This is a genomic window from Amycolatopsis xylanica (assembly GCF_900107045.1).
GTDB classification, from domain to species: domain Bacteria; phylum Actinomycetota; class Actinomycetes; order Mycobacteriales; family Pseudonocardiaceae; genus Amycolatopsis; species Amycolatopsis xylanica.
This window is the reverse complement of sequence record NZ_FNON01000002.1, coordinates 707,517-731,391: the sequence shown is the minus strand read 5'-3', so window position 1 is coordinate 731,391 and position 23,875 is coordinate 707,517. Positions and strand designations below refer to the sequence as shown.

Annotated in this window: 29 protein-coding genes; 22 read left to right on the top strand and 7 right to left on the bottom strand. The window is 68.4% G+C overall.

The features are described 5' to 3' along the window. The first annotated feature begins 39 nt into the window (after window positions 1-39). The 6 genes from BLV57_RS11255 to BLV57_RS11230 all read left to right on the top strand — a co-directional run bounded on the left by BLV57_RS11255 (window position 40) and on the right by BLV57_RS11230 (window position 4,832). Window positions 40-426 (top strand): PE domain-containing protein, encoded by a 387-nt coding sequence (locus tag BLV57_RS11255; protein WP_091288574.1) that lies wholly within the window; start codon window positions 40-42, stop codon window positions 424-426. Then, window positions 410-958, top strand: a complete 549-nt coding sequence (locus tag BLV57_RS11250) for a DUF3558 domain-containing protein (protein WP_245757263.1) — start codon at window positions 410-412, stop codon at window positions 956-958. Before BLV57_RS11255 ends, BLV57_RS11250 begins: the two co-directional genes overlap by 17 nt. Further along, a complete protein-coding gene (locus BLV57_RS11245) occupies window positions 958-2,478 on the top strand; it encodes a hypothetical protein (RefSeq protein WP_091288573.1) in 1,521 nt (506 codons plus the stop codon). Before BLV57_RS11250 ends, BLV57_RS11245 begins: the two co-directional genes overlap by 1 nt. Continuing rightward, the gene (locus BLV57_RS11240; RefSeq protein ID WP_091288572.1) at window positions 2,479-3,252 is read left to right on the top strand and encodes an ESX secretion-associated protein EspG; all 774 of its coding nucleotides are present in this window, start codon (window positions 2,479-2,481) and stop codon (window positions 3,250-3,252) included. Window positions 3,253-3,395: 143 nt separating this feature from the next. Beyond that, window positions 3,396-3,719: a hypothetical protein gene (locus BLV57_RS11235; RefSeq protein ID WP_091288571.1), complete on the top strand. Its 324-nt coding sequence runs from the start codon at window positions 3,396-3,398 to the stop codon at window positions 3,717-3,719. Between the two features lie 39 nt (window positions 3,720-3,758). Continuing rightward, window positions 3,759-4,832, top strand: a complete 1,074-nt coding sequence (locus BLV57_RS11230) for a transglycosylase SLT domain-containing protein (RefSeq protein WP_091288570.1) — start codon at window positions 3,759-3,761, stop codon at window positions 4,830-4,832. 271 nt (window positions 4,833-5,103) lie between these two features. Here BLV57_RS11230 and BLV57_RS11225 read toward each other — a convergent pair whose 3' ends face one another. Continuing rightward, window positions 5,104-5,607, bottom strand: a complete 504-nt coding sequence (locus BLV57_RS11225) for a L,D-transpeptidase (RefSeq protein WP_245757262.1) — start codon at window positions 5,605-5,607, stop codon at window positions 5,104-5,106. Between the two features lie 46 nt (window positions 5,608-5,653). Between BLV57_RS11225 and BLV57_RS11220 the strand changes: the two genes are divergently transcribed. Both BLV57_RS11220 and BLV57_RS43205 read left to right on the top strand, forming a co-directional pair. After that, a complete protein-coding gene (locus BLV57_RS11220; protein ID WP_091288569.1) occupies window positions 5,654-6,838 on the top strand; it encodes a pyridoxal phosphate-dependent aminotransferase in 1,185 nt (394 codons plus the stop codon). Window positions 6,839-7,098: 260 nt separating this feature from the next. Continuing rightward, window positions 7,099-7,272, top strand: a complete 174-nt coding sequence (locus BLV57_RS43205; RefSeq protein WP_176968566.1) for a hypothetical protein — start codon at window positions 7,099-7,101, stop codon at window positions 7,270-7,272. On the opposite strand, the gene BLV57_RS11215 is transcribed toward BLV57_RS43205, so the two are convergent. The 3 genes from BLV57_RS11215 to BLV57_RS11205 all read right to left on the bottom strand — a co-directional run bounded on the left by BLV57_RS11215 (window position 7,269) and on the right by BLV57_RS11205 (window position 9,781). After that, window positions 7,269-8,072 (bottom strand): SAM-dependent methyltransferase, encoded by an 804-nt coding sequence (locus BLV57_RS11215; protein WP_425425979.1) that lies wholly within the window; start codon window positions 8,070-8,072, stop codon window positions 7,269-7,271. The two genes, BLV57_RS43205 and BLV57_RS11215, sit on opposite strands and share 4 nt — an antisense overlap. A gap of 102 nt (window positions 8,073-8,174) precedes the next feature. Next, window positions 8,175-8,753 carry an HAD family hydrolase gene (locus BLV57_RS11210; protein ID WP_091288567.1) on the bottom strand — a complete coding sequence of 193 codons (579 nt, stop codon included), beginning with the start codon at window positions 8,751-8,753 and terminating at the stop codon, window positions 8,175-8,177. Then, window positions 8,750-9,781: a threonine aldolase family protein gene (locus BLV57_RS11205; RefSeq protein ID WP_091288566.1), complete on the bottom strand. Its 1,032-nt coding sequence runs from the start codon at window positions 9,779-9,781 to the stop codon at window positions 8,750-8,752. Before BLV57_RS11205 ends, BLV57_RS11210 begins: the two co-directional genes overlap by 4 nt. Window positions 9,782-9,895: 114 nt before the next feature. Here BLV57_RS11205 and BLV57_RS11200 point away from each other — a divergent pair, with 114 nt between their 5' ends. The 10 genes from BLV57_RS11200 to BLV57_RS11155 all read left to right on the top strand — a co-directional run bounded on the left by BLV57_RS11200 (window position 9,896) and on the right by BLV57_RS11155 (window position 18,095). Then, entirely contained in the window at window positions 9,896-10,405 is a 510-nt protein-coding gene (locus BLV57_RS11200; RefSeq protein ID WP_091288565.1) for a SigE family RNA polymerase sigma factor, read from the top strand. Beyond that, entirely contained in the window at window positions 10,398-11,105 is a 708-nt protein-coding gene (locus BLV57_RS42800; RefSeq protein ID WP_143047031.1) for a hypothetical protein, read from the top strand. Before BLV57_RS11200 ends, BLV57_RS42800 begins: the two co-directional genes overlap by 8 nt. Window positions 11,106-11,116: 11 nt before the next feature. Continuing rightward, a complete protein-coding gene (locus BLV57_RS11190; RefSeq protein ID WP_091288563.1) occupies window positions 11,117-11,710 on the top strand; it encodes a TetR/AcrR family transcriptional regulator in 594 nt (197 codons plus the stop codon). Between the two features lie 13 nt (window positions 11,711-11,723). Continuing rightward, window positions 11,724-13,148, top strand: coding sequence for an adenylosuccinate lyase (gene purB, locus BLV57_RS11185; protein WP_091288562.1), 1,425 nt, complete (start codon window positions 11,724-11,726; stop codon window positions 13,146-13,148). A gap of 136 nt (window positions 13,149-13,284) precedes the next feature. Then, entirely contained in the window at window positions 13,285-14,097 is an 813-nt protein-coding gene (locus BLV57_RS11180) for a substrate-binding periplasmic protein (protein ID WP_091288561.1), read from the top strand. A gap of 4 nt (window positions 14,098-14,101) precedes the next feature. Further along, a complete protein-coding gene (locus tag BLV57_RS11175; protein WP_091288560.1) occupies window positions 14,102-14,866 on the top strand; it encodes an ABC transporter substrate-binding protein in 765 nt (254 codons plus the stop codon). 9 nt (window positions 14,867-14,875) lie between these two features. After that, window positions 14,876-15,652: an ABC transporter substrate-binding protein gene (locus BLV57_RS11170; RefSeq protein WP_091288559.1), complete on the top strand. Its 777-nt coding sequence runs from the start codon at window positions 14,876-14,878 to the stop codon at window positions 15,650-15,652. Continuing rightward, on the top strand, window positions 15,649-16,413 hold the full coding sequence (locus BLV57_RS11165) for an amino acid ABC transporter permease (protein ID WP_091288558.1): 765 nt from the start codon (window positions 15,649-15,651) through the stop codon (window positions 16,411-16,413). The genes BLV57_RS11170 and BLV57_RS11165 overlap by 4 nt, the downstream gene beginning before the upstream one ends. Next, window positions 16,410-17,150, top strand: coding sequence for an amino acid ABC transporter ATP-binding protein (locus tag BLV57_RS11160; RefSeq protein ID WP_091288557.1), 741 nt, complete (start codon window positions 16,410-16,412; stop codon window positions 17,148-17,150). Before BLV57_RS11165 ends, BLV57_RS11160 begins: the two co-directional genes overlap by 4 nt. A gap of 57 nt (window positions 17,151-17,207) precedes the next feature. After that, on the top strand, window positions 17,208-18,095 hold the full coding sequence (locus BLV57_RS11155; RefSeq protein WP_176968565.1) for an MOSC domain-containing protein: 888 nt from the start codon (window positions 17,208-17,210) through the stop codon (window positions 18,093-18,095). On the opposite strand, the gene BLV57_RS11150 is transcribed toward BLV57_RS11155, so the two are convergent. Next, the gene (locus tag BLV57_RS11150; protein WP_281244406.1) at window positions 17,978-18,775 is read right to left on the bottom strand and encodes an SAM hydrolase/SAM-dependent halogenase family protein; all 798 of its coding nucleotides are present in this window, start codon (window positions 18,773-18,775) and stop codon (window positions 17,978-17,980) included. The genes BLV57_RS11155 and BLV57_RS11150 overlap by 118 nt on opposite strands. Window positions 18,776-18,810: 35 nt before the next feature. Here BLV57_RS11150 and BLV57_RS11145 point away from each other — a divergent pair, with 35 nt between their 5' ends. The 3 genes from BLV57_RS11145 to BLV57_RS11135 are packed head-to-tail and all read left to right on the top strand — an operon-like array spanning window position 18,811 to window position 20,946. Next, window positions 18,811-19,695: a phosphoribosylaminoimidazolesuccinocarboxamide synthase gene (locus tag BLV57_RS11145; RefSeq protein WP_091288556.1), complete on the top strand. Its 885-nt coding sequence runs from the start codon at window positions 18,811-18,813 to the stop codon at window positions 19,693-19,695. Then, window positions 19,692-20,192 (top strand): NADPH-dependent FMN reductase, encoded by a 501-nt coding sequence (locus BLV57_RS11140; RefSeq protein ID WP_091288555.1) that lies wholly within the window; start codon window positions 19,692-19,694, stop codon window positions 20,190-20,192. Before BLV57_RS11145 ends, BLV57_RS11140 begins: the two co-directional genes overlap by 4 nt. A gap of 37 nt (window positions 20,193-20,229) precedes the next feature. Further along, the gene (locus BLV57_RS11135) at window positions 20,230-20,946 is read left to right on the top strand and encodes a DUF2334 domain-containing protein (RefSeq protein ID WP_176968564.1); all 717 of its coding nucleotides are present in this window, start codon (window positions 20,230-20,232) and stop codon (window positions 20,944-20,946) included. On the opposite strand, the gene BLV57_RS11130 is transcribed toward BLV57_RS11135, so the two are convergent. Together BLV57_RS11130 and BLV57_RS11125 are read right to left on the bottom strand one after the other, a co-directional pair. Continuing rightward, window positions 20,918-21,553, bottom strand: a complete 636-nt coding sequence (locus BLV57_RS11130) for an MBL fold metallo-hydrolase (protein ID WP_091288554.1) — start codon at window positions 21,551-21,553, stop codon at window positions 20,918-20,920. The two genes, BLV57_RS11135 and BLV57_RS11130, sit on opposite strands and share 29 nt — an antisense overlap. 21 nt (window positions 21,554-21,574) lie before the next feature. Beyond that, window positions 21,575-22,504 carry an ArsR/SmtB family transcription factor gene (locus BLV57_RS11125; RefSeq protein WP_091288553.1) on the bottom strand — a complete coding sequence of 310 codons (930 nt, stop codon included), beginning with the start codon at window positions 22,502-22,504 and terminating at the stop codon, window positions 21,575-21,577. 237 nt (window positions 22,505-22,741) lie between these two features. Between BLV57_RS11125 and BLV57_RS11120 the strand changes: the two genes are divergently transcribed. Next, complete coding sequence (locus tag BLV57_RS11120) at window positions 22,742-23,869, top strand: MFS transporter (protein ID WP_245757261.1); 1,128 nt, start codon at window positions 22,742-22,744, stop codon at window positions 23,867-23,869. The last annotated feature ends 6 nt before the right edge of the window (window positions 23,870-23,875 follow it).

Below are 23,875 nucleotides of genomic sequence, written 5' to 3'. Positions count from 1 at the left end.
AGACCGGCCGGCTACCGTCCGTAGGAGGGGTGCGCGCACATGTCCGGAACAACCGCTGTCCACGAGCTCGGTTCGACCGTGCCGACGGTGCCGGGAATGGCCGATATCCAGGTCGACCCCGACAAACTGCTCGCCGTGGCCAAGATCGTCGAGGACCAGGCCAACGCGTTGCAGGACAAGCTGCGCGAGCGCCTCGGCGAGCTGCACATCGACGCGCCGTCCGACGACGCGATCAGCACCTACGCCACCAAGGCGTGGAACTCGCTGGTCTCCGACGGCGACCAGTCCTACGCCAAGCGGGTGCGCTCATACGTCCAAGGCCTGCGTGACCTGGTCGAACAGCTACGCGAGGCCGCGAAGCGGTACAAGCTCGACGAGGACGAGAAGACCGCCGCGTTCGGGGACCGCGGTGTCCATCGCGCGTAGCGGGGTGGTCGTGGCCGTGCTGGCGCTGGCCGCCTGCGGATCGGACCCGGTCGTCGCGCCGACGACCGAGCCCGTGGCGTCCCCTGCCTCGATGAGCAGGCCGAGCGAGCTGTCGCTGAAAGATGTCGACGCGTGCTCGCTGCTCACCGACACCCAGCTGGACCAGCTCAAGGTCAACAGCAAGCCACGCAAGACGGCCGAAGGCTGCTCCTTCGACGCCGACCTGACCAAGCCGTACTACTCGTACGGCGTGACGCCCGTCTCCGCAGACCTCGAAGCCTGGATCAGCGGCGACCGGCGCAAATCGAGCATGACCATCGAGCCGGCGAACGTGGACGGCTTTCCCGCGCTGCGCAACTACCGCGCGAGCGCCGATCCGAGCGACTGCGAAACCCTGGTCGGCGTCGCGAAAGGCCAGACGTTGGTGGTGCAGGCGTTCCCGGTGAGCGGCGGCTTCGGCCAGCAGCAGCTCTGTGACATGTCCCAGCAGGCGGCGGAATTCGCGCTGCGGACCCTGAAAGCGAGGCCCTGATGGACTTCTCGGACATCGCGGCGGTGGCGGAGACCATCCGCGGCAACCGGTTCGACGGCATGACCGACAACTCGCTCGCCGACGAGATCGACAAGTTCCGCCGCGGCCCCGGCATCAAGAGCATCGGCTCCGCGGTCGACGCGCTCAAGGCCGTCAGCGGCGCGCTCGCCGACACCGACAAGACGTTGCGTGACGAGCTGGCCAAGCTCGGCGTCGAATGGCAGAGCCAGGCCGGTGGCCAGGCAGGCCAGGTCTTCGCGAAGGAGGCCGGGTTCTCCGTCGACGCCAAGTCGAAGGTCGACCACGCGTCCGAGCAGCTCTTCTCGCAGGGCGAGGGCTTCGTGCGGACGCTGCACAAGCTGCCGGACTCGAACGTCATCCGCAAGGGCGCGGGCGGGTTCACGCTCACGGACAACCTGCTCAGCCTCATCGGCTTCGAGACCGACCACGTCCGCGACGTCTCCGCCGCGCTCAACGCGCGTGCGCAGGCGGTCGAGGCGATGAACGCGTACTCGGTGACCAGCGGCGACAACCTCGCGACCACCCAGGTGCTGTCCGAGCCGGAAGGCCTGCGCATGGGCTCTGGCCCGACCGGCCCCAGCCCGGTGGACCTCGGCGGCGCGGCCGTCGACGTCGGCCCCGGCCCGGAGGTCAAGGAGAGCACCAAGGCCGCCCATATTTCCACGACCCACAAGCCGCCGGTGGTCACCGCGCCGTCCCCTGGCGCCCCGACGCCGCCGATCGGCGTCCCGGCCCCGGACTGCGACCCCGTCACGCCCCAGCCGGTCGCGAGGCCCACTGTCCACGAGACCAAGCCGGCGTCGAACGCCACCGCGCCCGCGGCGTCCCGTCCGCCGGTCATGCCGGGAACACCCGGCGTTCCGGGTGTACCGGGTGTTCCCGGCATGCCGATCGCGGGTGGCGGCCCCAGGCCGGTCACCGGCGGTTCCGGCCCGATCGACGACGTGCTCGGCGGCTCGACGACGTTCGACGGCCTGCCGACCAGCGGCGGCCAGGGCTCGAACTCGGGGGTCCGCGGCGGGCTCGGCGGATCGGCCGGGCTGCCCGGCCTGACCAGCGGCGCCGAGCAGCACCTCGGCAAGGGCAAGCTGATGGGCTCCGGCCCGCAGGCTCCGCTCCCGCAGTCCGACGGCGGCAAGCCGTTCGCCCCGATGCCCAAGCCGGGCATGTCGGCGGGCGACATGGGTTCCGGCGCGGCGGCGGTCGCGGCGGGCGGCGTCGGCGCGGCCGTCAGCGGCGAGCCGGAGAAGCGCCGCACCCCCCGCGGCCAGGCACGCACCGGCAACGTCCCGCTCGCGGAGCTGCCCGAAGAAGAGCAGCGCAAGCTACGCGGCGCGGACAAGCTCAACACCGAGCAGCGCAAGCAGAAGCCAGGCCTGCTGTCCGAGGCCGCGCCGCAGGAGCAGGACGCCGAGCACGTCCGCCGCTACGGCGTCGACGACAAGGATCTCTTCGCCGACGAGCGCATGGTCTCGCCCGACACCATCGGCGACGCATAGATGCGATCGAACAACGACAGCGTGGTGCTGTCCGCGCTGGAATTCGACATGCTCTGGGAGGTCGAGCGCCTCCCGCAGCGCCACCCGGCGCTCGACGTCCCCACCCCGGGCCTGACGCACGCCGAGCGCGCGTCACTGGTCGAGCAGGCCTGGGAGTCACTCGCCGACCGTGGCCTGGCACGCGGCCACAAGGCCTCCGGCGAGCTCATCGACATGCTCAACCTGTTCGCCCACCCCCAGCTCGCCATCGACGTCTGGGTCTGGACGGACCGCGAGATCAAGGGCCAGGCGGTCAGCGTCGGCCGCGACGCACTGCTCGGCGTGGTCGACAACGGCGAGCTCTGGCTCATCCCGGCTCGCACGGACACCCTGGTCGAGGCCGCCGTCTCGGTCGCGGGCGTCCTCGCGCCCGGCATCGGCCAGTCGATCAGCGTCCCCCACGAGTCGCTGGTCGCCGCCGACGCGGAGGCCGCCGGCGAGGCGAAGGCCTTGGTCACCGCCCTCGAGGACCGCGGCTTGCCGCTGTGGCAGAGCCAGGAGCTGGCCGGGATGCTGCTCGGCCAGGAAGCGCGCGGGCAGTTCGGCGTCGAGCGACGTGGCCGTGACGGCATCGCCCACCGCGCCGACCGGGTGGTGTCGTTCTTCGACACCGACGCCGGGCGGTACCTGTTCCAGCTCGCGCGCAACACCGACGGGCGGGATTGGGCGACGGTCACCCCGGCCGACAACGCGCTGCTGGCTGGCAAGGTCTGGGATCTGCTCGACCGGCTGTGACTCCGTCCTATCGGAACGGGTGAGAGTTACGCGGATCCGCACACGGAGCGCAGCCGAAGTCCTACAGTATGCGCGGGAACCGTCCTGGTCAGCGCAGCGTCTGACCCGACGGACGCAGACTTCGCGAAGGGGATGACGAAACCGTGCCTAAGTACGACCTGGAGTCGATGCGAATCGCGGCTGGGCAGGTGGAGAAGCTCCAGCACGATTTCGAAGAGTCGAAGAAGAAGGTCACCGGCTTCGAAGACGAGAAGGACAACCCCTTCAAAGGCATGACCGGCGCCGACGACGCGCACGGCGCGACCGACGAGTTCAAGAAGGGCGTCCACAAGGAGTTCGACGCGGGCGGCGCGGTGATGGCGGGCACCGCGAACGCGCTGCGCAACGCGATGCGGCTGATGCAGGAGGCCGACGAGATCGCCAAGGACAACATCACCCTGCACGAAGACAAGACCCGGAAAGCGTGAGCGCCGTAACGGGGAACGGCGAGGTAAGGGGGCGGCGTCGTGCCGGACAATACTGACAACTGGAGCGAAGTCACCAAACAGCTCGAACGCATCGACCAGGTCAACGTCCCGGCCATTTCCGCGGCGTCACAGCAATTCGCGAAGGCTTCGGAGAACGCCGACGACCACAACACCTCGCTGACGAACTCCGTCAAAGCGCTGCGCAACGGTGTCTGGGAAGGTGAAGCGGCCAACGGGTTCTTCGCCTACGTCGACCAGGTCACCACGGCGGGCGACAAGGTCCGCGATCACCTGAAGGAAGTCAGCAAGGACCTCGACGACCTGGCCACCCAGCTCAGCGACATCAAGAACCAGGTGTCATCGAAGGCCCAGGACGCCGAAAAGGAGATCAACGCCCGCAATGCCGCGGCCAAGACCAAGGCCGAGGCCATGGTGAAGGACGACCCCGCGGCCGCGTCGGGCGTGATCACGGCAGCCGGTACCGCGAACCACAACACCGCGCACGCCGCGGCCGAGGCCATGAACACCCTGCTGCAGACGGCCGACCAGAAGATCGCCGAGTCGCAGAAGCTGATGAAGACCCAGATCGAGGGCGGCTATTCCTCGGTTCCCTTGCCAGGCAAGGACGGCACCCTTCCCCAGCAGACCGGCGGCATCCACAGCAACGGCGCTTCGCACAACGGTGGCGGCGGAGGCAGCAGCGGGGGTGGCGGCGGACTCGGCCCGAGCGGCGCGCCGCCGTCGACGACTCCGCCGGGCAACGTCCAGCAGTGGATCCAGGAAGCCATCAAAATCCTGCAGGCCAACGGGATCCCGGTCACCGACGCGGACATCAGCAAGATCTGGACGATCATCGAGAAGGAGTCCGGCGGCAATCCCAACGCGATCAACAACTGGGATTCCAATGCCGCCAAGGGAACCCCGTCGAAGGGGCTGATGCAGTGCATCGACCCGACGTTCAACGCGCACAAGCTGCCCGGCCACGACAACATCTACAACCCGGTCGACAACATCATCGCCGGTGTCCGCTACACCTTCAGCCGCTACGGCGGCTTCGACGGCCACCCGGGCCTGAAGTCGATGTCGCACGGCGGCGGCTACCAGGGCTACTAACAGCTCAGGGGTCGTGAGTGGCGCGGCCGGTTCTAACCCAATGCCGGGCAGTTAAGGCTTGGCTTGCGTTGTCAATCGACGCGTGAGCACGCGAAACCCGAGTTTTGGCCATCTACTGGCCCAAACTCGGGTTTCGCGAAGACCCGGGCCTCCCTCGCCAGGCGCGCCGAGTCGCGCTGGACGTGACAAGGGTGGCCCTTGTCACCTCTAGCGTGACAAGGGCCACCCTTGTTCCCTCTGTCGGCCGGTTCCAACCGGCCGGAACACGCGGCTAGGCGACGATCTGGACTTCGTCTCCTCGTTGCAGCGCGGCGTAAAAGCGTTCTGAGTCCTCTTTGGACAGGTGGAGGCAGCCGTGTGAGTACTCGGTGAGACTGCCCTCGTGGAAGGCGATGCCCGGGTAGAAGAAGACCGAGTTCGGCATCGGCATGTCGTACTGCCGCGACCGGTAGACCTTGTTCTTCCGGTCCACCCGCCAGGTCCCGACCGGCGTCGGGTCGGCAGGGCCGCCCGGCATGGTCGGCACCGGCCCTTCGACGACCTTGCCGTCCTCCAGCAGCCAGGCCAAGCGTTGCGAGAGGCTCACGCACGCCCGCGCCGTCGCGCTGCAAGGCATCACCGGAGCCGGAGCCGGGGCCGGTGGCGCCTCAGTGGTCGCCGGCGCGGTCACCACCTGCCGCACCGTGGGTGGCGGCGTCGGGAGTGGCGCGGACACGGCTTGGGAACACGCGGTGAGCGTCGCCGCGAGCAGTAAGACGAGCAAGCCCCTGTTCATGACCTCCTCTACGAGTGAGCACCCCAAAAGGTTTAGCGTGACGGCCATGGTCGACTTCCCCGGTCCCGCCGCCAGGTCCAACGTCCCGCCCTTCCACGTGATGGACGTGCTGTCCGCCGCGAACGCCAGGCAGCGCAGTCATGGCGACCTCGTGAGCCTCGCCGCTGGCCAGCCGACGGCCGGTGCGCCCGCGCCGGTGCGCGCGGCCGCGGAGAAGGCGTTGCAGACCGCGAACCTCGGGTACACCGAACAACTCGGCATCCCTGACCTGCGGGAAGCCATCGCCGGGCACTACGAGACGCGGTACGGGCTCGACGTCGGCCCGGCCGATGTGGTGGTCACCACCGGCTCGTCCGGCGGGTTCCTGCTGGCCTTCCTCAGCGCGTTCCAGCCGGGTGACCGGGTCGCGATGGCGCGGCCCGGCTACCCCGCGTACCGAAACCTGCTCCGGGTGCTGGGCTGCGAGGTCGTCGAGTTCGCGACCGACGAGAGCACCCGCTTCCAGCCGACCACCGAGCTGCTCGACGGGCTCGGGCCGATCAACGGGCTGATCGTCGCCAGCCCGAGCAATCCGACCGGCACCGTGCTGCCGCCCGGTGAGCTCGCCGCGATCTCGGGCTGGTGCGCGGCGCGGGGCGTGCAGCTGATCAGCGACGAGATCTACCACGGCATCTCGTTCGGGGCGGAGCTCGACTGCGCGTGGGCGTTCGGCCGTGAGGCGCTGGTGCTCGGGTCGTTCTCCAAGTACTTCGCCATGACCGGCTGGCGGATCGGGTGGATGCTGGTGCCGCAACGGCTGCACCGCGCGGTCGATGTGCTGACCGGGAACTTCACCATCTGCCCGCCGGCGATCGCGCAGCACGCCTGCGTCGCCGCGTTCACGCCCGAGTCGTACGCCGAGGCCGATGGCCACGTCGAGCACTACCAGGCCAACCGCGACCTGCTGTTCGACGGGCTGCGGAGCATCGGACTCGACAAAGTCGCGCCTGCTGACGGCGCTTTCTACGCCTACGTCGACGTTTCCGAGCACACCACCGACAGCCTTTCGTGGTGCCAACGGCTGCTCGCGGACACCGGGGTCGCCATCGCTCCTGGCGTCGACTTCGACCCGGTCGACGGTGGGCGGTTCGTCCGGCTTTCGTTCGCGGGAAGCCGCGCTGACGTCGAAGAGGGCGTGCGGCGAATCGGCGCTTGGCTTAAGGGCGTGTCCTGTGGATCTTGCACGCGCTAGCCGCGCCCAGGCGGCCGCCGACGGCGCCGCGGAATCACCCGAGTACAACCCGGTACGAGGCTGATCCCGCGGCGCCGCCGGCGACCACCTGGATCACGACTCCCATCGCACAAGATCCACAGGACACGCCCTGAGTGACCAGGTCAGGGGGAACCCTGGTCATTCCCTGAACGTTGGCTGGAAGACGGGTGTTTCCTGGCTGGACGTGGCAGCCTTGACGTCAAGGGCCAAGGGGGTCCGGAACTCAGCGGAGGAATGTCATGTTCTGGAAGATCGTCGGTGCGTTGATCGTCATCTGGCTGGCGTTCACCGTGCTCGGATTCGTGATCAAGGGCCTGTTCTGGCTGGCCATCATCGGCGGCGTGCTCTTCCTGGGCACCGCGGCGTACGGCGCCATCAAGGGCAAGAACGACCCCAAGCGCATCAAGTACTAAGGCTTGCGGCCTACCCCCGCGAGTGTCGTGAAGTTGCAGGGCGAGAGCGGCATGAACCGCGGCCCGTCCGGCCACCACTCGTGCGGGTAGACCAGGCCTGGTTCCACCAGTTCCAGGCCAGCGAAGAACGAGGCGATCTCGGCACGCGTGCGGTAGAGCGTGTCGAGACCGGTGCCGGTGAAGCGGTCCTGCAAGGACTGCGCGACGTCGCTCGACTCACTGCCGTCGCCGGGATTGAACTGATGCGCCAGCACCAGATACGAGCCCGGCGCGAGCGCGTCGACGTAGGTGCGCACGATTTCCTGTGCCTGCGCGAGATCTTCGATGTGGTGGATGATCGCGCACAGGATCAGGCCGACCGGCCGTCTCAGGTCGATGTGGGCGGTCACGCCGGGATCGTCGAGTGTCTCTTGTGGACGGGTGAGGTCGTTGCCCGCGATGTGCGTGAAATCGTTCTCGCCCAGCAGCTGCCGCCCGCGCTCCTGCACCACCGGATCGTTGTCCACGTAGACGACCTGCGCGTGCGGGCTGTAGCGGTGCGCGATCGTGTGGGTGTTTTCCGAGGTCGGGAAGCCGGACCCGAGGTCGATGAACTGCTCGATGCCGACCTGGTCGGCGAGGAACCGGACCGCGCGCTTGAGCCAGTGGCGCAGCTCCCTGGCCATCACCAGCGCTTCCGGCGCCAGCTCCAGTATTTGGCGCAGCACCTCTCGGTCGGCTTCACGGTGTTCGTGACCGCCGACCAGAGCGTCGAAAACCCTGGCGATACTGGGTCTGTCGAAGTCCGCGGGAGACGTCATGAGGAAACCCCGTCGTGACATGCGTCCGGCATATGACGGGGTCCACTGTAGGCCATCATGCTCACCACGGGTGAGCGGATGGCCCTCTTCCGTCACATTGGGCTAGCCCACCTGGCTTTTCGCTTCCTCCGCGCCCAACCAGCGGTGTGCCTTCCAGCCCGCGGCGATGGCGCCGTCGACGTTGACCTGCCGGTCGTCGAAGAACAGGCAGTCGGCGGGTCGCGCGTCCAGCTTCGCGGCGACGACGTCGTAGATCCGCTTGTCCGGCTTGGCGAAACCGAGGTCGCCGGAGAAGACCAGCGTCCGGAAATGCGCGGCCCAGTCCTGCCGTTCCACGACCCTGCCCATGCTGGACGGCGCGTTCGACAGCAGCGCGAGCGCGACACCCGCCTCGGCCAATGCCTCCAGCAACTCGATCGTCGTCGGCTCGACGTCCAGCCAGCCCTCGATGTCGAGCTGGGTCAGCTCTTCCGAAAGCGCCGCATCGACACCGACGCCCAGCGCGGCGCCGATTCCGCCCCAGTACTCGAGATCGGCGCAGCCACGGTCGTAGGGATCACGCAGATCCCAGTACCGCGGCTCGAAATCCTCCACCGCGACTCCCATGGTCGCGGCTAGTTTCGGGATCGCCTGAGTCCGCTTGACGATGACCTCGCCGTAGTCGAAAACCGTCCAGTTCATGCCGCACTCCCCGTCTTGATCCGGCGCAGAGCATCCTCGACGGCGGTCGAGGCGAGATCGCGGTGCAGTACGAACCGCACCTTCCCCGACATCGGGAGCGCGAGAATCCCCAGCGTTCCCAAGTGATCCAGCGCCATGCGCAGATCGGGGACACCGGCGAGCACGATGTTCGTCTGCGGGGTCTCGACCTCCCAGCCGAACTCGTTGAGCCCGGCGGCGAGCCGCCGCGCCGCCTCGTGTGTCTCGGCGAGGTCGCTGACGCGGTCGAGCGCGACCAGGCAGGCCGCCGCGAGGATCCCGCCCTGGCGCACCCCGCCGCCCAGCATCTGCCGCATCCGCCTGGCGCGCTTCACGAACTCCGCGCTGCCCGCGACGACCGAGCCGACCGGCGCGCCGAGTCCCTTGCTGAAGCACGCCGAAACGGAGTCGACGCCGACGGTCAGCGCCGCGGGCGGCACGCCGAGCGCGACGGCCGCGTGCCACAGCCGCGCGCCGTCGAGGTGGACCTTCAGTCCCTTGTCCCGCGCGGCGGCCACGAGCTGCGCGTGCTCATGCGGCGGGGTGACCGCGCCGCCCGCCGCGTTGTGCGTGTTCTCCAAGCACAGCAACGTGGTCCGCAGCGTGTAGTACGGCCCGTCCGCCATACCGGCCGCCATCTCGACCGCTTCCGGGGTCGGGCGGCCGGGCCCGGCGTCGTGCTCCAGCGGCTCCGGCATGCCACCGGCCAGCCAGGCCGCCGAGCCGAGCTCGTTGTTCAGCACGTGCGCCCCGCGCGTCGCGAGGAAGCGGTCTCCCCGTTTCAGGTGCAGGCTCAGCGCGATCAGGTTGGCCATGGTGCCGCTCGGCGTCCACAGCGCGTCGGCCTGGCCGAGCACCTTCGCGGCCCGCTGCTCCAGCGCGCGGACCGTCGGGTCGGTGTCGATCACGTTGTCGGCGACCTCCGCCGACGCCATCGCGGAGCGCATCGTTTCATCCGGGCGGGTGACGGTGTCGGAGCGAAAGTCCAGCTGAGCTGCGGTGAAGGTCACGGTTCGATCACATCACAGACTGCGACGCACTCGCAAACGCTCCGGTGGTGCAACCGTGGACGCCCTCGGTTCCGTCTACCACCTCGAACGCGAAAGAGCGGAGAACACAGGCGCGTGAACCAGCGCGACGAGCAGGAATTCGCGGAGTACTTCGCTGCGAAGCGCGACTCCGTGCGCCGAACCGCGTACATGCTCTGTGGCGACTGGCACAAGGCCGACGATCTCGCGCAGACGGCGTTCGTGGCTCTGCATCGGAGGTGGACGAAGATCCGGGACCGCGCGGCGACGGACGCCTACGTCCGCAAGACACTGGTGCGCGTCTCGATCGACGAGTCGAGGCGGCCATGGCGCCGAGAACGGGACACCGAGGTCCTGCCCGAGCCGGACGTCGTCGCTGATCGGCTCGACGATCAGGTGGCGACCAGGCAGGACTTGATCGTCGCGCTGCGGCAGGTGCCGCCTCGGCAGCGCGCGGTGCTGGTCCTGCGCTTTTTCGAGGGGATGGACGTCAGCGGGGCCGCGAAGGCGCTCGGCTGCAGCGAGGGCAATGTGAAGAGCCAGACGGCGCGAGGACTCGCGAACCTGCGCGAGGTGCTCGGTGAGGAGGTGGAGACCAATGGATGACCGCGAACTGGAACGCCTGTTCGCCGGTGCGCCGGGGGAACCACCGCCTCCGTCGTTCGACCACGGCGATATCGTCAGCGAGTCGAAGAAGATCACCGCCCGGCGGCGCAGGACCCTCGGGGTCGCTGGGACTTTTGCCGTACTTGTCCTGTTCGGTTTCGGCGCGATCCGGCTGTCCGGCGCGATCGGCGGCATGTCGGAGACGGCAAGCGCACCAGGGAATGCCGCCGTTGACACCCAATCGGGTGGATCGGCGCAACCTCTGGACACCACCGGGCGTCCACCTAACGGTGAGGGGAAACAAAGCCTTCCCGGCACGGCTCCCATGCAGGGGGGTGACGGGTCAGGGAAGAACGGCCCTCGGGCCGGTAGCGCCTTCGGGTGCGAAGCGGCGGACGGAGAGCTCGCCACAGCCCTCGCTGGCGAGCTCTCCGTCCCCGTGACGGCCCCCAGTTACGGGCGCATCTGTGTGACGGGCGCGCGCTCCGCCGGGTTCCAGGTGAACGGCGGCGATCTCAGCATCGCGCTGGTGTCATCCGGCGCGGCCATCCCGCAGGAGCCGAACTCGGTGACCGCCTCCGCGACCACCGCCACCGGACTCACGCTGGTCATCCGCAGCGTCTCGACCACCGGAAATACCACGCCGCCGTTCGCCGCCGACCTCTCACGCGCCGCGAACCGGCTGGCCGCCAAGTTCTAAACTGGTCCGTCATGACCGCAGCAGCCAGCACGCCCAAGGGTGAACGACGACGCGCCGCGCTCGTCGAAGCCGCTGCTCAGCTGCTCGGTGAGGGCGGGTTCGACGCGATCCGCCACCGCGCGGTCGCCGAACGCGCCGACCTGCCGCTGGCGTCCACGACCTACTACTTCGACTCGCTCGACGAGCTGGTCATCGCTGCCGTCGAGCACTACTCGTTCACCGAGCTGGCCGAAAGCCGCAAGCGCATCGAGGCCCAGTCCGACCCGGCGAAAGGCGTCGACGGACTGCTCGACCTCATCCTCTTCATGCTGCTCGGCGACGAGACCGGCGACACCGAGGCCGACAACGAAGCCGTCGTCCTGCGCTACGAACGCCTGGTGGCCACGGGCCGCCGCAAGTACCTGCGGCCGGTCATGCGCAAGATCACCGTCGAGTTCAACGCCCAGCTCGGCGAGATCTTCTCGCGGGCGGGCCGCCCGATGCCGCCGTCGGCGGTGGAACGCCTGGTCGCGCTCGTGGACGGCGCCGTGGTCAACGCGCTGATCGAGATCGACCCCGATCCGCGCGGGGTCGCGAAGCGGATGCTGCTCGCCGAACTGGCTTGAGTATCTTGGGGTCGTGAAGCCTCGTATCGCGAACGTTCTGGCCAGCCGTTATGCCTCGCCTGAGATGGTGACCCTGTGGTCGGCTGAGGAGAAGGTCAAGCTGGAGCGCAGGCTCTGGCTCGCCGTGCTGCGGGCGCAGGCGGACCTGGGCGTCGAGGTCGGCGAAGGCGTCGTCGAGGACTACGAGCGTGTGCTGGACAACGTCGACCTCGAGTCGATCGCCGCGCGCGAGCGTGTCACGCGTCACGACGTGAAGGCCCGCATCGAGGAGTTCAGCGAGCTCGCCGGGCACGAGCACATCCACAAGGGCATGACCTCGCGTGACCTAACCGAGAACGTCGAGCAGCTGCAGCAGCTCCGTTCACTGGAACTGATCCGCGGCCGCGTCGCCGCCGTGCTCGCCAGGCTCGGCGCGCTGGCGCTGGAGCACACCGACCTGGTGATGGCCGGGCGCTCGCACAACGTCGCCGCGCAGGCCACCACGCTCGGCAAGCGTTTCGCGTCCGCGGCCGACGAGCTGCTGGTCGCCTTCTCGCGGCTGGACAACCTCATCGAGCGCTACCCGCTGCGCGGGATCAAGGGCCCGGTCGGCACCGCGCAGGACATGCTCGACCTGCTCGGCGACGAGTCCACTTTGGACGAGCTGGAGGACCGGGTGATGCAGCACCTCGGTTTCAACCAGCGCTTCGACAGCGTCGGCCAGGTTTACCCGCGCTCACTCGACTTCGACGTTCTGTCCACTGTGGTCCAGCTGGCGGCCGGCCCGTCTAGCCTCGCCAAGACGATCCGCCTGATGGCGGGCAACGAGCTGGTGACCGAGGGCTTCAAGCCAGGCCAGGTCGGCTCGTCCGCCATGCCACACAAGATGAACACGCGGTCCTGCGAGCGCGTCAACGGCCTCGCCGTGATCCTGCGCGGCTACCTGTCGATGATCGGTGAGCTGGCAGGCGACCAGTGGAACGAGGGCGACGTCTCGGATTCCGTGGTCCGCCGCGTCGCGCTGCCGGACGCGTTCTTCGCGCTCGACGGTCTGCTCGAGACGTTCCTGACCGTGCTCAACGAGTTCGGCGCGTTCCCGGCGGTCGTCGCCCGCGAACTCGACCGCTACCTGCCGTTCCTGGCCACCACCAAGGTGCTGATGGCCTCGATCCGCGCCGGCGTCGGCCGCGAGTCCGCGCACGAGGCGATCAAGGAGAACGCGGTCGCCGCCGCGCTCGCCATGCGCGAGCAGGGCCTGGCCGACAACGACCTGCTCGACCGGCTGGCCGCCGACGAGCGCATCCCGCTCGACCGGGGCGAGCTCGACAAGCTGCTGGCCGACCGGATCTCGTTCACCGGCGTCGCGCCCCGGCAGGTCGACGCCGTGGTCAAGCGCATCGAAGAGGTGCTCGAGCGCTTCCCGGAGGCGCGTGGCTACGCGCCTCAGCCGATCCTGTGAGACCGGGATAAAGCGGGCTTTATCCCGGTCTGGAGTAAAGCCCGCTTTATCCCGTTCCTGTAGCCGAGGTCACGGCAGGACGTTCACAGAGTGGGACGAATACGACTCGGACGGGTGAACTTCCTACTCTCGCCCCATGAGATCCACGCTGTCGAAAATCCTTGCCGTCGCCACCGCGGCGCTCGCTCTCACCGCTTGCGGTTCGTCCACCGACTCCGGGGCCAAAACGCTACGGGTCGGCACGCTCACGGACGCGCCGCCGTCGATCTACCTGGAGAACGGCACGTTCACCGGGTTCGACAACGAGCTGCTGCGTGACATCGCCAAGCGCGAGGGCTTCGAGGTCCAGTTCGTCGGCACCGAGTTCGCCAGCCTGCTGGCGAACGTGGCGAACGGCCAGTTCGACATCGGCAGCTCGACGATCTCGACCACCGAGGCACGCAAGAAGACCGTGGCGTTCAGCAACGGCTACAGCACCGGTTTCACCACCATCATCACGAAGAAGGGCGCCGGGCTGACCGCGCTGCCCGCCTTCGCCGGCAAGCGGCTCGGGGTCGTGCAGGCCTCGGTCCAGGACGACTTCGCGACCAAGGTCGGCGGCGCCGAGGTGGTCAGGTTCCCCGACTACAACGCGGGCTTCGCCCAGCTCAAGAACGGCACCCTCGACGGATGGGTGGTGCCGAAGGACATCGGGCAGAAGTACATCGACCAGAACCCGGCGGTCCCGCTGGACTTCGGCTACACGGTCGAGACCAAGGACACCCCGTCCGCGTTCGCCGTCGCGAAGAAGGACAAGGACCTGCTGGCCAAGCTGAACGACGGGCTGGCCAAGGCGATCGCGGATGGCACGGTCGCGCGGTTGCACGCACAATTCTTCAAGACCGAGCCGCTGCCGAAGGAACTCGAGCAGGGCGGCCCCGGCCTGCCCGTCCAGAACCCGGGGGTCTGAACCAATGCGCAAGGCACTTCTCGCGGCCGCTCTCCTGCTCTCGCTGACCGCCTGCGGCGGCGGCTCGGGGGCGGGGGAGACGACGCTCAAGGTCGGCACGCTCAGCGACGCGCCGCCGAACATCTTCCTCAAGGACGGTCAGTTCACCGGCTTCGACAATGAGCTGCTCAGGGCCATCGCCGCGAAGCAGAATCTGAAGCTGGAGTTCACCGCGACGGACTTCTCCGCGCTGCTCGGCCAGGTGAACAACGGCCGGTTCGACATCGGCAGCTCGGCCATCGCGCAGACCGACGAGCGCAAGAAGACCGTCGACTTCTCGGCGCCGTACGACTACGAGACGATGAGCATCCAGGCGAAGGAGGGCACGCCGGTCACCGACGAGGCCTCGCTCGGCGGCAAGCGCGTCGCGGTCATCCAGGGCACGGTCGGCGACAAGTGGCTGACCGAAAAGGTGCCTGCCGCGCAGGCCGTCCGGTTCCCCGACTACGCCGCGGCGCTGGCCGGGCTGAAGTCGGGCTCGGTCGAGGCGTACATCCTCGACCAGAGCATCGCCGAGAAGAACGTCACCGAGAACCCGGACGCCAAGCTCAAGGTCGTCAAGTCGTTCACGCTGGACATCCCGCACGGCTTCGCGGTGAAAAAGGGCAACACGGACTTGCTGAACAAGGTCAATGAAGGCCTCAAACAGGTGATCGCGGACGGCACCTGGCTTAAGCTGCACAACCAGTTCCTGCCGACCGCGCCGGTGCCGGCTGAGTTCAAGGGTTAAGGGGTCTCGATGAAGAAGACACTGGTCGCGGGGTTAACCGCGGCCCTGCTCGCCGTGCTCACGGCTTGCGGTGGGAGCGACAGCGGCGGCGAGAAGACGCTGCGGGTCGGCACGCTGAGCGACTCCAAGCCCAACGCCTACCAGGAGAACGGCCAGTTCACCGGCTTCGACAACGAGCTGCTCAAGGCCATCGCGGCCAAGCAGAACCTGAAGCTGGAGTTCGCCGCCACGGAGTTCTCCGCACTGCTGGGGCAGGTCGCGGCAGGCACGTTCGACATCGGCAGCGCGGGCATCTCGCAGACCGAGCCGCGCAAGAAGACCGTCGACTTCTCCGCCGCGTACAACTACCAGGCGCTCGGCATCGAGGCGAAGGACGGCGCCGGGATCACCGACGAGAAGTCGCTGGCGGGTAAGCGGGTCGGTGTCGTGCAGGGCACCGTCTCGGACACCTGGCTCGGTGAGAACTCGCCGCAGGCCCAGGCCGTCCGCTTCCCGAACGACGCGGCCGCGCTGGCCGCGCTGAAGACCTCGGCCATCGACGCCGCGGTGTTCGACCAGGCGACCGCCGAGGACTACGCGGCCAAGAACGCCGATGCGAAGCTCAAGGTCACCAAGGCCATCGTGACCAACCTGCCGCACGGTTTCGCCTTCAAGAAGGGCAACACCGAGCTGATCAACAAGATCAACGAAGGCCTTAAGGCGGTCATCGCCGACGGCACCTGGGAAAAGCTGATCAAGCAGTTCGAGCCGAACGCTCCGATCCCGGCGGAGTTCAAAGCCAAGTGAACGATTTCCTTAACACCTTCCTGAACTGGGAATACATCTGGAAGGTGTTCCCGGATCTGCTCACCACCGGGCTGCTGAACACGCTGATCCTGTCCGTCTCGTCGGCGCTGATCGGCACCGTGGTCGGCATGGTCCTCGCGGTCATGGGCCTGTCGACCAAACGCTGGCTGCGCTGGCCTGCGCGGGTCTACACCGACATCTTCCGAGGGCTGCCCGCGATCCTGACCATCCTGCTGATCGGTCAGGGTCTCGGCACGCTCGCGCGTGACGTCGTCGGCACCAACCCGTATCCGCTGGGCATCCTCGCGCTGTCGCTGATCGCGTCCGCGTACATCGGCGAGATCTTCCGCGCCGGTATCCAGAGCGTGGAAAAGGGGCAGCTCGAGGCCAGCCGCGCACTCGGCATGACCTACACCAAGTCGATGCTGCTGGTGGTCATCCCGCAGGGGGTGCGCCGGGTGCTGCCCGCGCTGGTGAACCAGTTCATCGCGCTGGTCAAGGACTCCAGCCTGGTCTACGTGCTCGGCCTGCTGGTCCAGCAGCGTGAGTTGTTCCGGATCGGCCAGGACATGGCGGCCAACACCGGGAACCTGTCGTCGCTGGTCGCGGCCGGGTTCGTCTTCCTGGTGATCACCGTCCCGCTGACGCACCTGGTCAACTTCATCGACAAGCGGCTGCGGACCGGCCGCAAGGTCGAGAGCGACCCCGACGCGGGTGACGAACTCGACGAGCTCACGGTTTCGGGGAAGGTGCAGCCATGACGACGGCGATCCATTCGGCGAGCGTCGAGCTGCGCGACATCCACGTCTCGTTCGGCACCCTCGAGGTGCTGCGCGGGGTCGATCTCAAGGTCGAGCAGGGCAAGACGACCTGCGTGATCGGGCCGTCCGGTTCGGGCAAGTCGACGCTGCTGCGGTGCGTGAACCGCTTGCAGGAGCCCGATTCCGGCGATCTGCTGCTGGACGGCGAGAGCGTCATCCAGTCCGATCCCGACAAGCTCCGCCAGCGTGTCGGGATGGTGTTCCAGCACTTCAACCTGTTCGGCCACCGGACCGTGCTGGACAACATCACGCTGCCGCTGCGCAGCGTGAAGGGGCTGGACAAGGAGGAGGCGGCCGAGATCGCGCGTGCCCGGCTCGCCGACGTCGGCCTGGCGGACAAGGCGCCTTATCGACCGGCCGCGCTTTCGGGCGGGCAGCAGCAGCGCGTCGCCATCGCCAGGGCGCTGGCGATGGACCCCGACGTGATGCTGTTCGACGAGGCCACCAGCGCGCTGGACCCCGAGCTGGTCAAGGGGGTCTTGGACCTGATGGCCGGGCTCGCGGAGCGCGGGCTGACCCTGCTCGTGGTCACCCACGAAATGGGCTTCGCGCGCAGCGTCGCCGACGAGGTCGCGTTCATGGACCGCGGCAAGGTCGTCGAGCTCGGCAAGCCCGAGGCGCTCTTCGACGACCCGCAGAGTCCTCGGTTGCAGCGCTTCCTCTCCCAGGTCCTGTGACGAGCACCCCGGGATAAAGCCTGCTTTATCCCGGGGGCCGCCGGGTAATCTGCGGAGATGGCGAAGATCGCGGAGCTGGTGTATTACCCGGTCAAGGGGTGCCGGGGTACCTCCGTGCGCTCGGCCGAGGTGACGCCCGCCGGGCTCGCGCACGACCGGGTCTTCATGGCCATGGGCGCCGACGGCGCGTTCCGGAGCCAGCGCAGGCACCCGATGATGGCCGTGATCGAGCCAGAGGTGCTCGACGGCGGCCGCAAGCTGAAACTGTCCGCGCCCGGTGTCGAGGATTTCGAGCTCGACGTGCTGTTCGACGGGCCCCGGCACCCGGCCGCCACCTTCACCTGGCAAGGCAAGGGCGTCGACCAGGGCGCCGAAGCCGCGGACTGGTTCTCCACCGTGCTCGGCGAGCATTCGGTGCTCGTGCGTGTGCCGCCCGACCACGACCGCGTGACCAATGGCGAACGCGCGGGCACCGCTGGGTTCGCCGACGCGCACGCCATCCTGGTCACCTCGGAGTCCTCTTTGGACTTACTGAGTGAGCGGATCTCCTCTCGTGGCGCGGAACCCGTGCCGATGGACCGGTTCCGCCCCAACATCGTGGTGTCCGGGTGGCCGGAGCCGCACACCGAGGACCGGGTCCGCGTGCTGCGCGCGGGCACGGCCGAATTCGGGTACGCCAAGCTGTGCGTGCGGTGCGCGGTGCCGACGGTCGATCAGGAGACCGGGCGCAAGAGCGGCCCGGAGCCGATCCGCACGCTCGCGGACTACCGGCGGCATCCCGAAGGCGGGGTCACCTTCGGGATGAAGGCGATGGTGCTGCGGCCGGGTCAGCTGTCGCTGGGCGACGAGGTGATCGTGCATTCCTGGGAAGGCACGGCGTCGAGCACCGAAGCGGCCGAGCCCCCGTTGACGGCGACGGCCAGCCTGCCTGCCGAGTCGGCGTAGAGAACCGTTGGAGCATCAGCGAAAGTACGCGCGAACTCCACGCGTAGCGTCTTGCGTCCACGATGGACATACAGCGGGCCGTTGAGTTCGGCCTTGTCGAAGTCGTTCGGCGTCGCGGCCAGCTGGACGTTGCCGAAGTGGTCGACCGTCAGCACCTCCGAGGTGAGCCTGCCCGGCTGCGCGTCGACCCGGGGCTCGGGGAGCACGACCAGGTCGTGGACCGGCTTGCCGAACGCCTCCGGCGCCACGCCCAGCGCCAGATGCGCGGCAGCGGGTGCGAAGATGTCGCGGCCGTGGAAGGTCGCCGAGACGTGCGGCATGCGGTAGTCGGGGCTGGTGAGCTCGTACGCCTCGCGCACACCGCCGAGCGCCTCGGCCGCCGGTAGCAGCAGGCCGTTGTCCGGCCCGACCAGCAGGCCGCGCGGGGTCACCACCACGACACCCCGGCGGTCGGTGCCGACGCCGGGGTCGACCACCGCCACGTGCACCGCCTCCGGCAGGAACGGCACGGTCTGCGCGAGCACCGTCGAGCCGGGCCGGATTTGCTGGGGGTTCACCGCGTGGGTGACGTCGATCACCCGGATGGGGGGTGCGATACGCGCGATCACGCCGTGGCAGGCCGCCACGAATCCGTCGCACAGGCCGTAGTCGGTCGTCAAGGAGATCCAGTCATACGCCATCAAGGCATCATCCTCCCGACAGCTAGGGTGCATGCGTGAGCACCCTCGCGGACTACCCGAAGATCGCAGCCGGAAAGGTACGAGAGCTGTACGCGGTCGATGACGACCACCTGCTGCTCGTCGCCTCCGACCGTATCTCGGCTTATGACTTCATCCTGGACACGCCGATCCCGGACAAGGGCCGTGTGCTCACCGCGATGAGCGTGTTCTGGTTCGAGCAGCTGGCCGATCTGCTGCCCAATCACCTCGTCGCCTACGACGACCCGCGCATTCCCGCCGAGGTGCGCGGCCGCGCGCTGATCGTGCGCAGGCTGACCATGGAGCCCGTCGAGGCCGTCGCCCGCGGCTATCTCACCGGCTCCGGTTTCGCCGACTACCAGCGTACCGGCGCGGTGTGCGGGGTGCTGCTCCCCGAAGGCCTGCCCGAGTCCGCGAAGCTGCCGACGCCGATCTTCACGCCCGCCACCAAGGCCGAGATCGGCGCGCACGACGAGAACGTCACCTTCGACGACGTCGCCGCGCAGATCGGGCTCAAGCAGGCCGAGGAGATCCGCGAGGCCACGCTCGCCATCTACGAGCGCGGCGCCCAGCTGGCCGCCGAGCGCGGCATTCTGCTGGCGGACACCAAGTTCGAGTTCGGCCGCGACGCCACCGGCGCGCTGGTGCTCGGCGACGAGGTGCTCACCCCGGATTCATCCCGCTATTGGCCTGCCGACAGCTACGAGCCCGGCCGGTCGCAGCCCTCGTTCGACAAGCAGTACGTGCGTGATTGGCTGACCAGCCCCGAATCCGGCTGGGACCGCAAGTCGAACACTCAGCCGCCGCCGCTGCCCGCCGAGGTCGTCGCGGCGACGCGGGCGCGTTATGTCGAAGCGTACGAACGGATTTCCGGGCGTTCACTGGCAGACTGGCCTGCGTGATCCTGCTGATTTCGGGAAGTCTGCGCGCGGGCTCCAACGCGGCCGCGCTGCGTACCGTCCACGAACTCGTCCCGGATTCCGTGCTCTTCGACGGCCTGGCGATGTTGCCGCACTTCAACCCGGACGACGACGCCGAGCCGCTGCACCCCGCGGTCGTCGCGCTGCGCTCGGCGATCGCCTCGGCCGACGCGGTGCTGTTCTGCACGCCGGAGTACGCGGGCGCGCTGCCGGGTTCGTTCAAGAACCTGCTGGACTGGACGATCGGCGGCGGCGAGATCTACCAGAAGCCGGTCGGCTGGATCAACGTCTCGCTGCGCGGCGCCGAGGGCGCGCACGCGTCGCTGCGCACCGTGCTCGGGTACGCGGGCACCCGGATCGTCGAGGACGCCGTCGCGCACATTCCGCTCCCGCCCGAGTCGATGAGCGAGGGCCGGGTGACCGATCCGGACCTGCGTGCCCGGATCGCAGATGTAGTCGCGAAGCTCGTGCCCGCTTAACCTCAGAGTCAGGTCGCTGTCACTGAACGCGTGCTTAATGGCGAACGTGGACGCTGAACTGGTCGTTTCCCTCGCCGGAGTGACGCCCCGGACGCTTCACCGCTGCGCCGACCTCGCCGCGGAGCTCGAACGCCGTCACGTGCCGTTGTCCGTGCTCTACCCGGCCAGCACCGGCGAAGGCCCGGTCACCGAGTGGGTCCGCGAGCGGACCGGCCGCGGCGACGGCCTGCTGCTGCACGGCTATGACCACCGGGTGCCGCCCACCGACCGTCCGGTGGTGAGCCTGGCCAAGAAGGCCGAGTTCGCCGCGCTCGGCGCGCACGAGGCGCGGCTGCGGCTCATCGCGGCCAAGGCAGCCATGGAAAACACCGGCCTGACCCCGCACGGCTTCGCGCCGCCGCGTTGGCTCGCGTCGCCCGGCACGCTGGACGCGTTGCGGGAGCACGGTTTCCAGCTCTGCGCCGATCAACACGGCGTGCGTGACCTCAAGACCGGCGAGGTGCGCCGCGCGCGGGTGCAGGAGTTCGCGAGCCAGTCGCAGCGCACCGAGACCATCCGCTGCTTCGCCTTGGTCCTGGCCACCGCCCGCGCGGCACGGCGTGGCGGGCTGGTGCGGCTCGGCGTCGAGGCCTCGGATTTGGCGCGGCCCGGTCTTCGGCAGGCGCTGCTCGACGCGGTCGACGTCGCCTTGGAAAACCGGGCCTTCGGCACCACCTACGCGAAGCTCAAAGTTTCTCCGGCTCTCCCGGCGTGAGCACGCGGACTTCGGCGCCCTGCGGCGCGAGGTTCGTGAACAGGCCATAGATCATCGCCGGGTTGGCCAGCGTCTTCTCGTGGATCGGCACCGCCGCGCGCGGGCTCACCGCGCGGAAGAAGTCGACGGCCTCGCTCGCCTTGAGCCACGGCGCGCCGGTGGGCAGGCCGAGCACGTCGATCTTCTGCTCCGGCACGAAGAACGAGTCGCCGGGGTGATAGAACGCGCCGTGGTCGACGAGATAGCCGATGTTCGGCACGACCGGGATGTCCGGGTGGATCACCGCGTGGTCACCGCCGACCGTGTTGACCACCGCGCCCGCGAACTCGAACGCGTCACCGGGGTGCGCGACGCGGAACTCGACGCCGAGCTTCTCGACCTCGGTGACCGAACCGGGGTCGATGATCAGCTGGGCGTGGGGGTTCGCCTTGAGCAGCGCGGGCAGCTTGGCCACGTCGAGGTGATCGAAATGCTGGTGCGTGATCAGGATCGCGTCCAGCTCACGCTCGTTCTCGAACCCCTCGGAAAAGGTGCCGGGGTCGAGCAGGATACGGGCGGACTCGGTCTCCAGCAGTACGCAAGAGTGTCCAAAATGGACAATACGCATGGGGAAGCTCCCTTCTGCCATTCAGACTATGCCTCGCAGCAGCGCGTCGCCAAGATCGGTTCGCCGATAGTGGACCGCGTGCCCGCGCCTGGCCGAGTCGAGCAGCCCCGCCGTTTTGAGCGCGCCGAGATGCTCGGAAACCGTGCCAGGTGAGAGTTCGAGCCTGATCGCAAGCGCTTGTGTGCTCGCCGGTTCGTCCAGCGTCGTGAGCAACGCGGCCTTCGTCCGCCCGACGACATTCGCGAGCGCGTCACTCGGCTTGGGCTTCTGCGCCCAAAGCTCCGCGACCCCGCGCGCCGGATAGAGGATCGCGGGTTGCCACGGCGGCAGCGTGATCACGCCGAGACTCGGCCAGGCGAACACGGCCGGAATGAGCAGCAGGCTCTCGAGTTCGACGCGGCTGCGATCCTTGATATCGATGAGCAACGTGTCGCCGACGAGCCGCAGCCTCGGATGCAGATCCTGGAACACCGCGGTCGTGCCCTGCTCGGCGAGCCTGCGCGACCGGTACTCGATATCGGCGGCGAGCAGCCGATGCATCCGCGGCCAATGCGGTTCGACAAGCTCGGTCCACACCTGCTCGAGCTGATCGGCCAGCAGATCACGCGCCTCGGCCGGATCTCGTGGCAGCCCGCTGAGATCGGCGTCGACCATGGCGAGCTCCTGCTCGACCTGCTCGGGCGGCGTCTCCCTCACCCGCGCGAGCTGCGCCCGCGCGGTCGTCTCCGGCCCGCTGGGCGGCGGGCACAGAAAATCGGTGAGGTAGTGCCGCGCCCCCAAGACCTGGCTGAGCTCCGCGGGCAGCTCACGCGGCCGCCTCAGCCACTCCGGCAGGCTGGGATGCCCACGCAGCCCGAGCACGGTCTGCACAGCACCGAGCACCTCCTCCAGCGGCGAGATCCCGAACCGCACCCGCTGCGCACTCTTCACATCGAAAACCAGCTCGATCACGCTTCCCCACCCCCTCCCGAGTTTTTGCCCGAAAGTGGCTTTCGTCAGGTCCTAAACCCCGAAAGTGACTTTCGTCAGGTCTCATCTGACAAAAGTGGCTTTCGGGGTATCGCATCTGACGAAAGCCACTTTCGGGCTTCGGCGGGCCCCAAAGTCACTTTTGGGACATGAGCGCCAAGATTTGGGTATGTCCGAATCAGTATGGCGGATCCGGGCTGGGGCGGCAGCCTCGAAGGCATGGGATTGCTGCGGAATGGTGGGTATTGGCGCTGGTCGGCGGGGGTGCAGCTGATGCGGCTGCCGAACGCGATGGCGCCGCTGGCGTTCACGATGCTGACCACGGCGACCACCGGGTCCTATCGGCTCGGCGGGGTGATGATGTCGGTGTTCGTGGTCGCCGAGCTGGCCGGTGCGATCCCGGCCGGTCGGCTGCTCGACCGGATCGGCGTCGCCAGGGGACTCGTGCTGATGCTGGTGATCGTCTCGGCCGGGTTCGCGGCCGTGGCGCTGCTCGCGCGATCCGGCGCGGAGGCCGCGTTGCTGGCCGCCGTCGTGATTCCCGGTGCGGCGGGAGGCGGGCTGTCCGGCGGGTTCCGCGCGCTGCTGGCGGGCACGGTCGAAGCCGGAGACCTGCCGAGGGCCATTTCGATCGACGTGATGATCCTCGAAAGCGTGCTCATCGCCGGGCCCGCGCTGGTCGCGGTGCTCGGCGGGCCGTTCTGGCCGCTGGTCGTGATGTCGCTGGCCTGCCTGCTGGCCGCCGCCTTCGTGCCCAGGCACCGGGTCAAGCCCAAGCACGCCGAACGGAGTGACGTACCTCTCAAAGCCTGCGTCCCGTGGCTGGGGTGCATGTTCACCGTCGGGCTGCTGCTGGCGACGATCGAGGTCGCGACGCTGCCGCTCGTGCAGCGGCTCGGTGCGCCTGCCGGGATGTCCGCGCTGGTCATGGCCATCTTGTGCGGGGCGAGCATCGCGGGGAACGCGACCTACGCGTGGCGGGGGACGACCGGGGACGCCCGGCTCTTCCTTGCCGGATTCATGGCCGGCGGCGCGATCGTCGCGGCGGATCTCGGCTGGGCCGGATTGATCGTCGGCATCGTGATGGTCGGCCTGTGTACCGGGCCGTTGGCCACCGTCGCCTCGGTGAACCTCCAGGCCTTGTTACCGGAAAGTAGGAGGTCAGAAGGGTTCTCGGTCGCGTTCACCGTCCAGGCCGCCGGATTCGGGCTCGGCTCGCTGGCCGTCGGTGTGCTCCCGCTGTGGATGTCACCCCTGTTCGGCGTGGTGGCAGCGGCCGCGACCTGTGGAATGCTGGCGGGGCGGGCGCGACGGGCAGTAGTTGGCACAGTGTCAGTAACGTCGTAGCCTGGT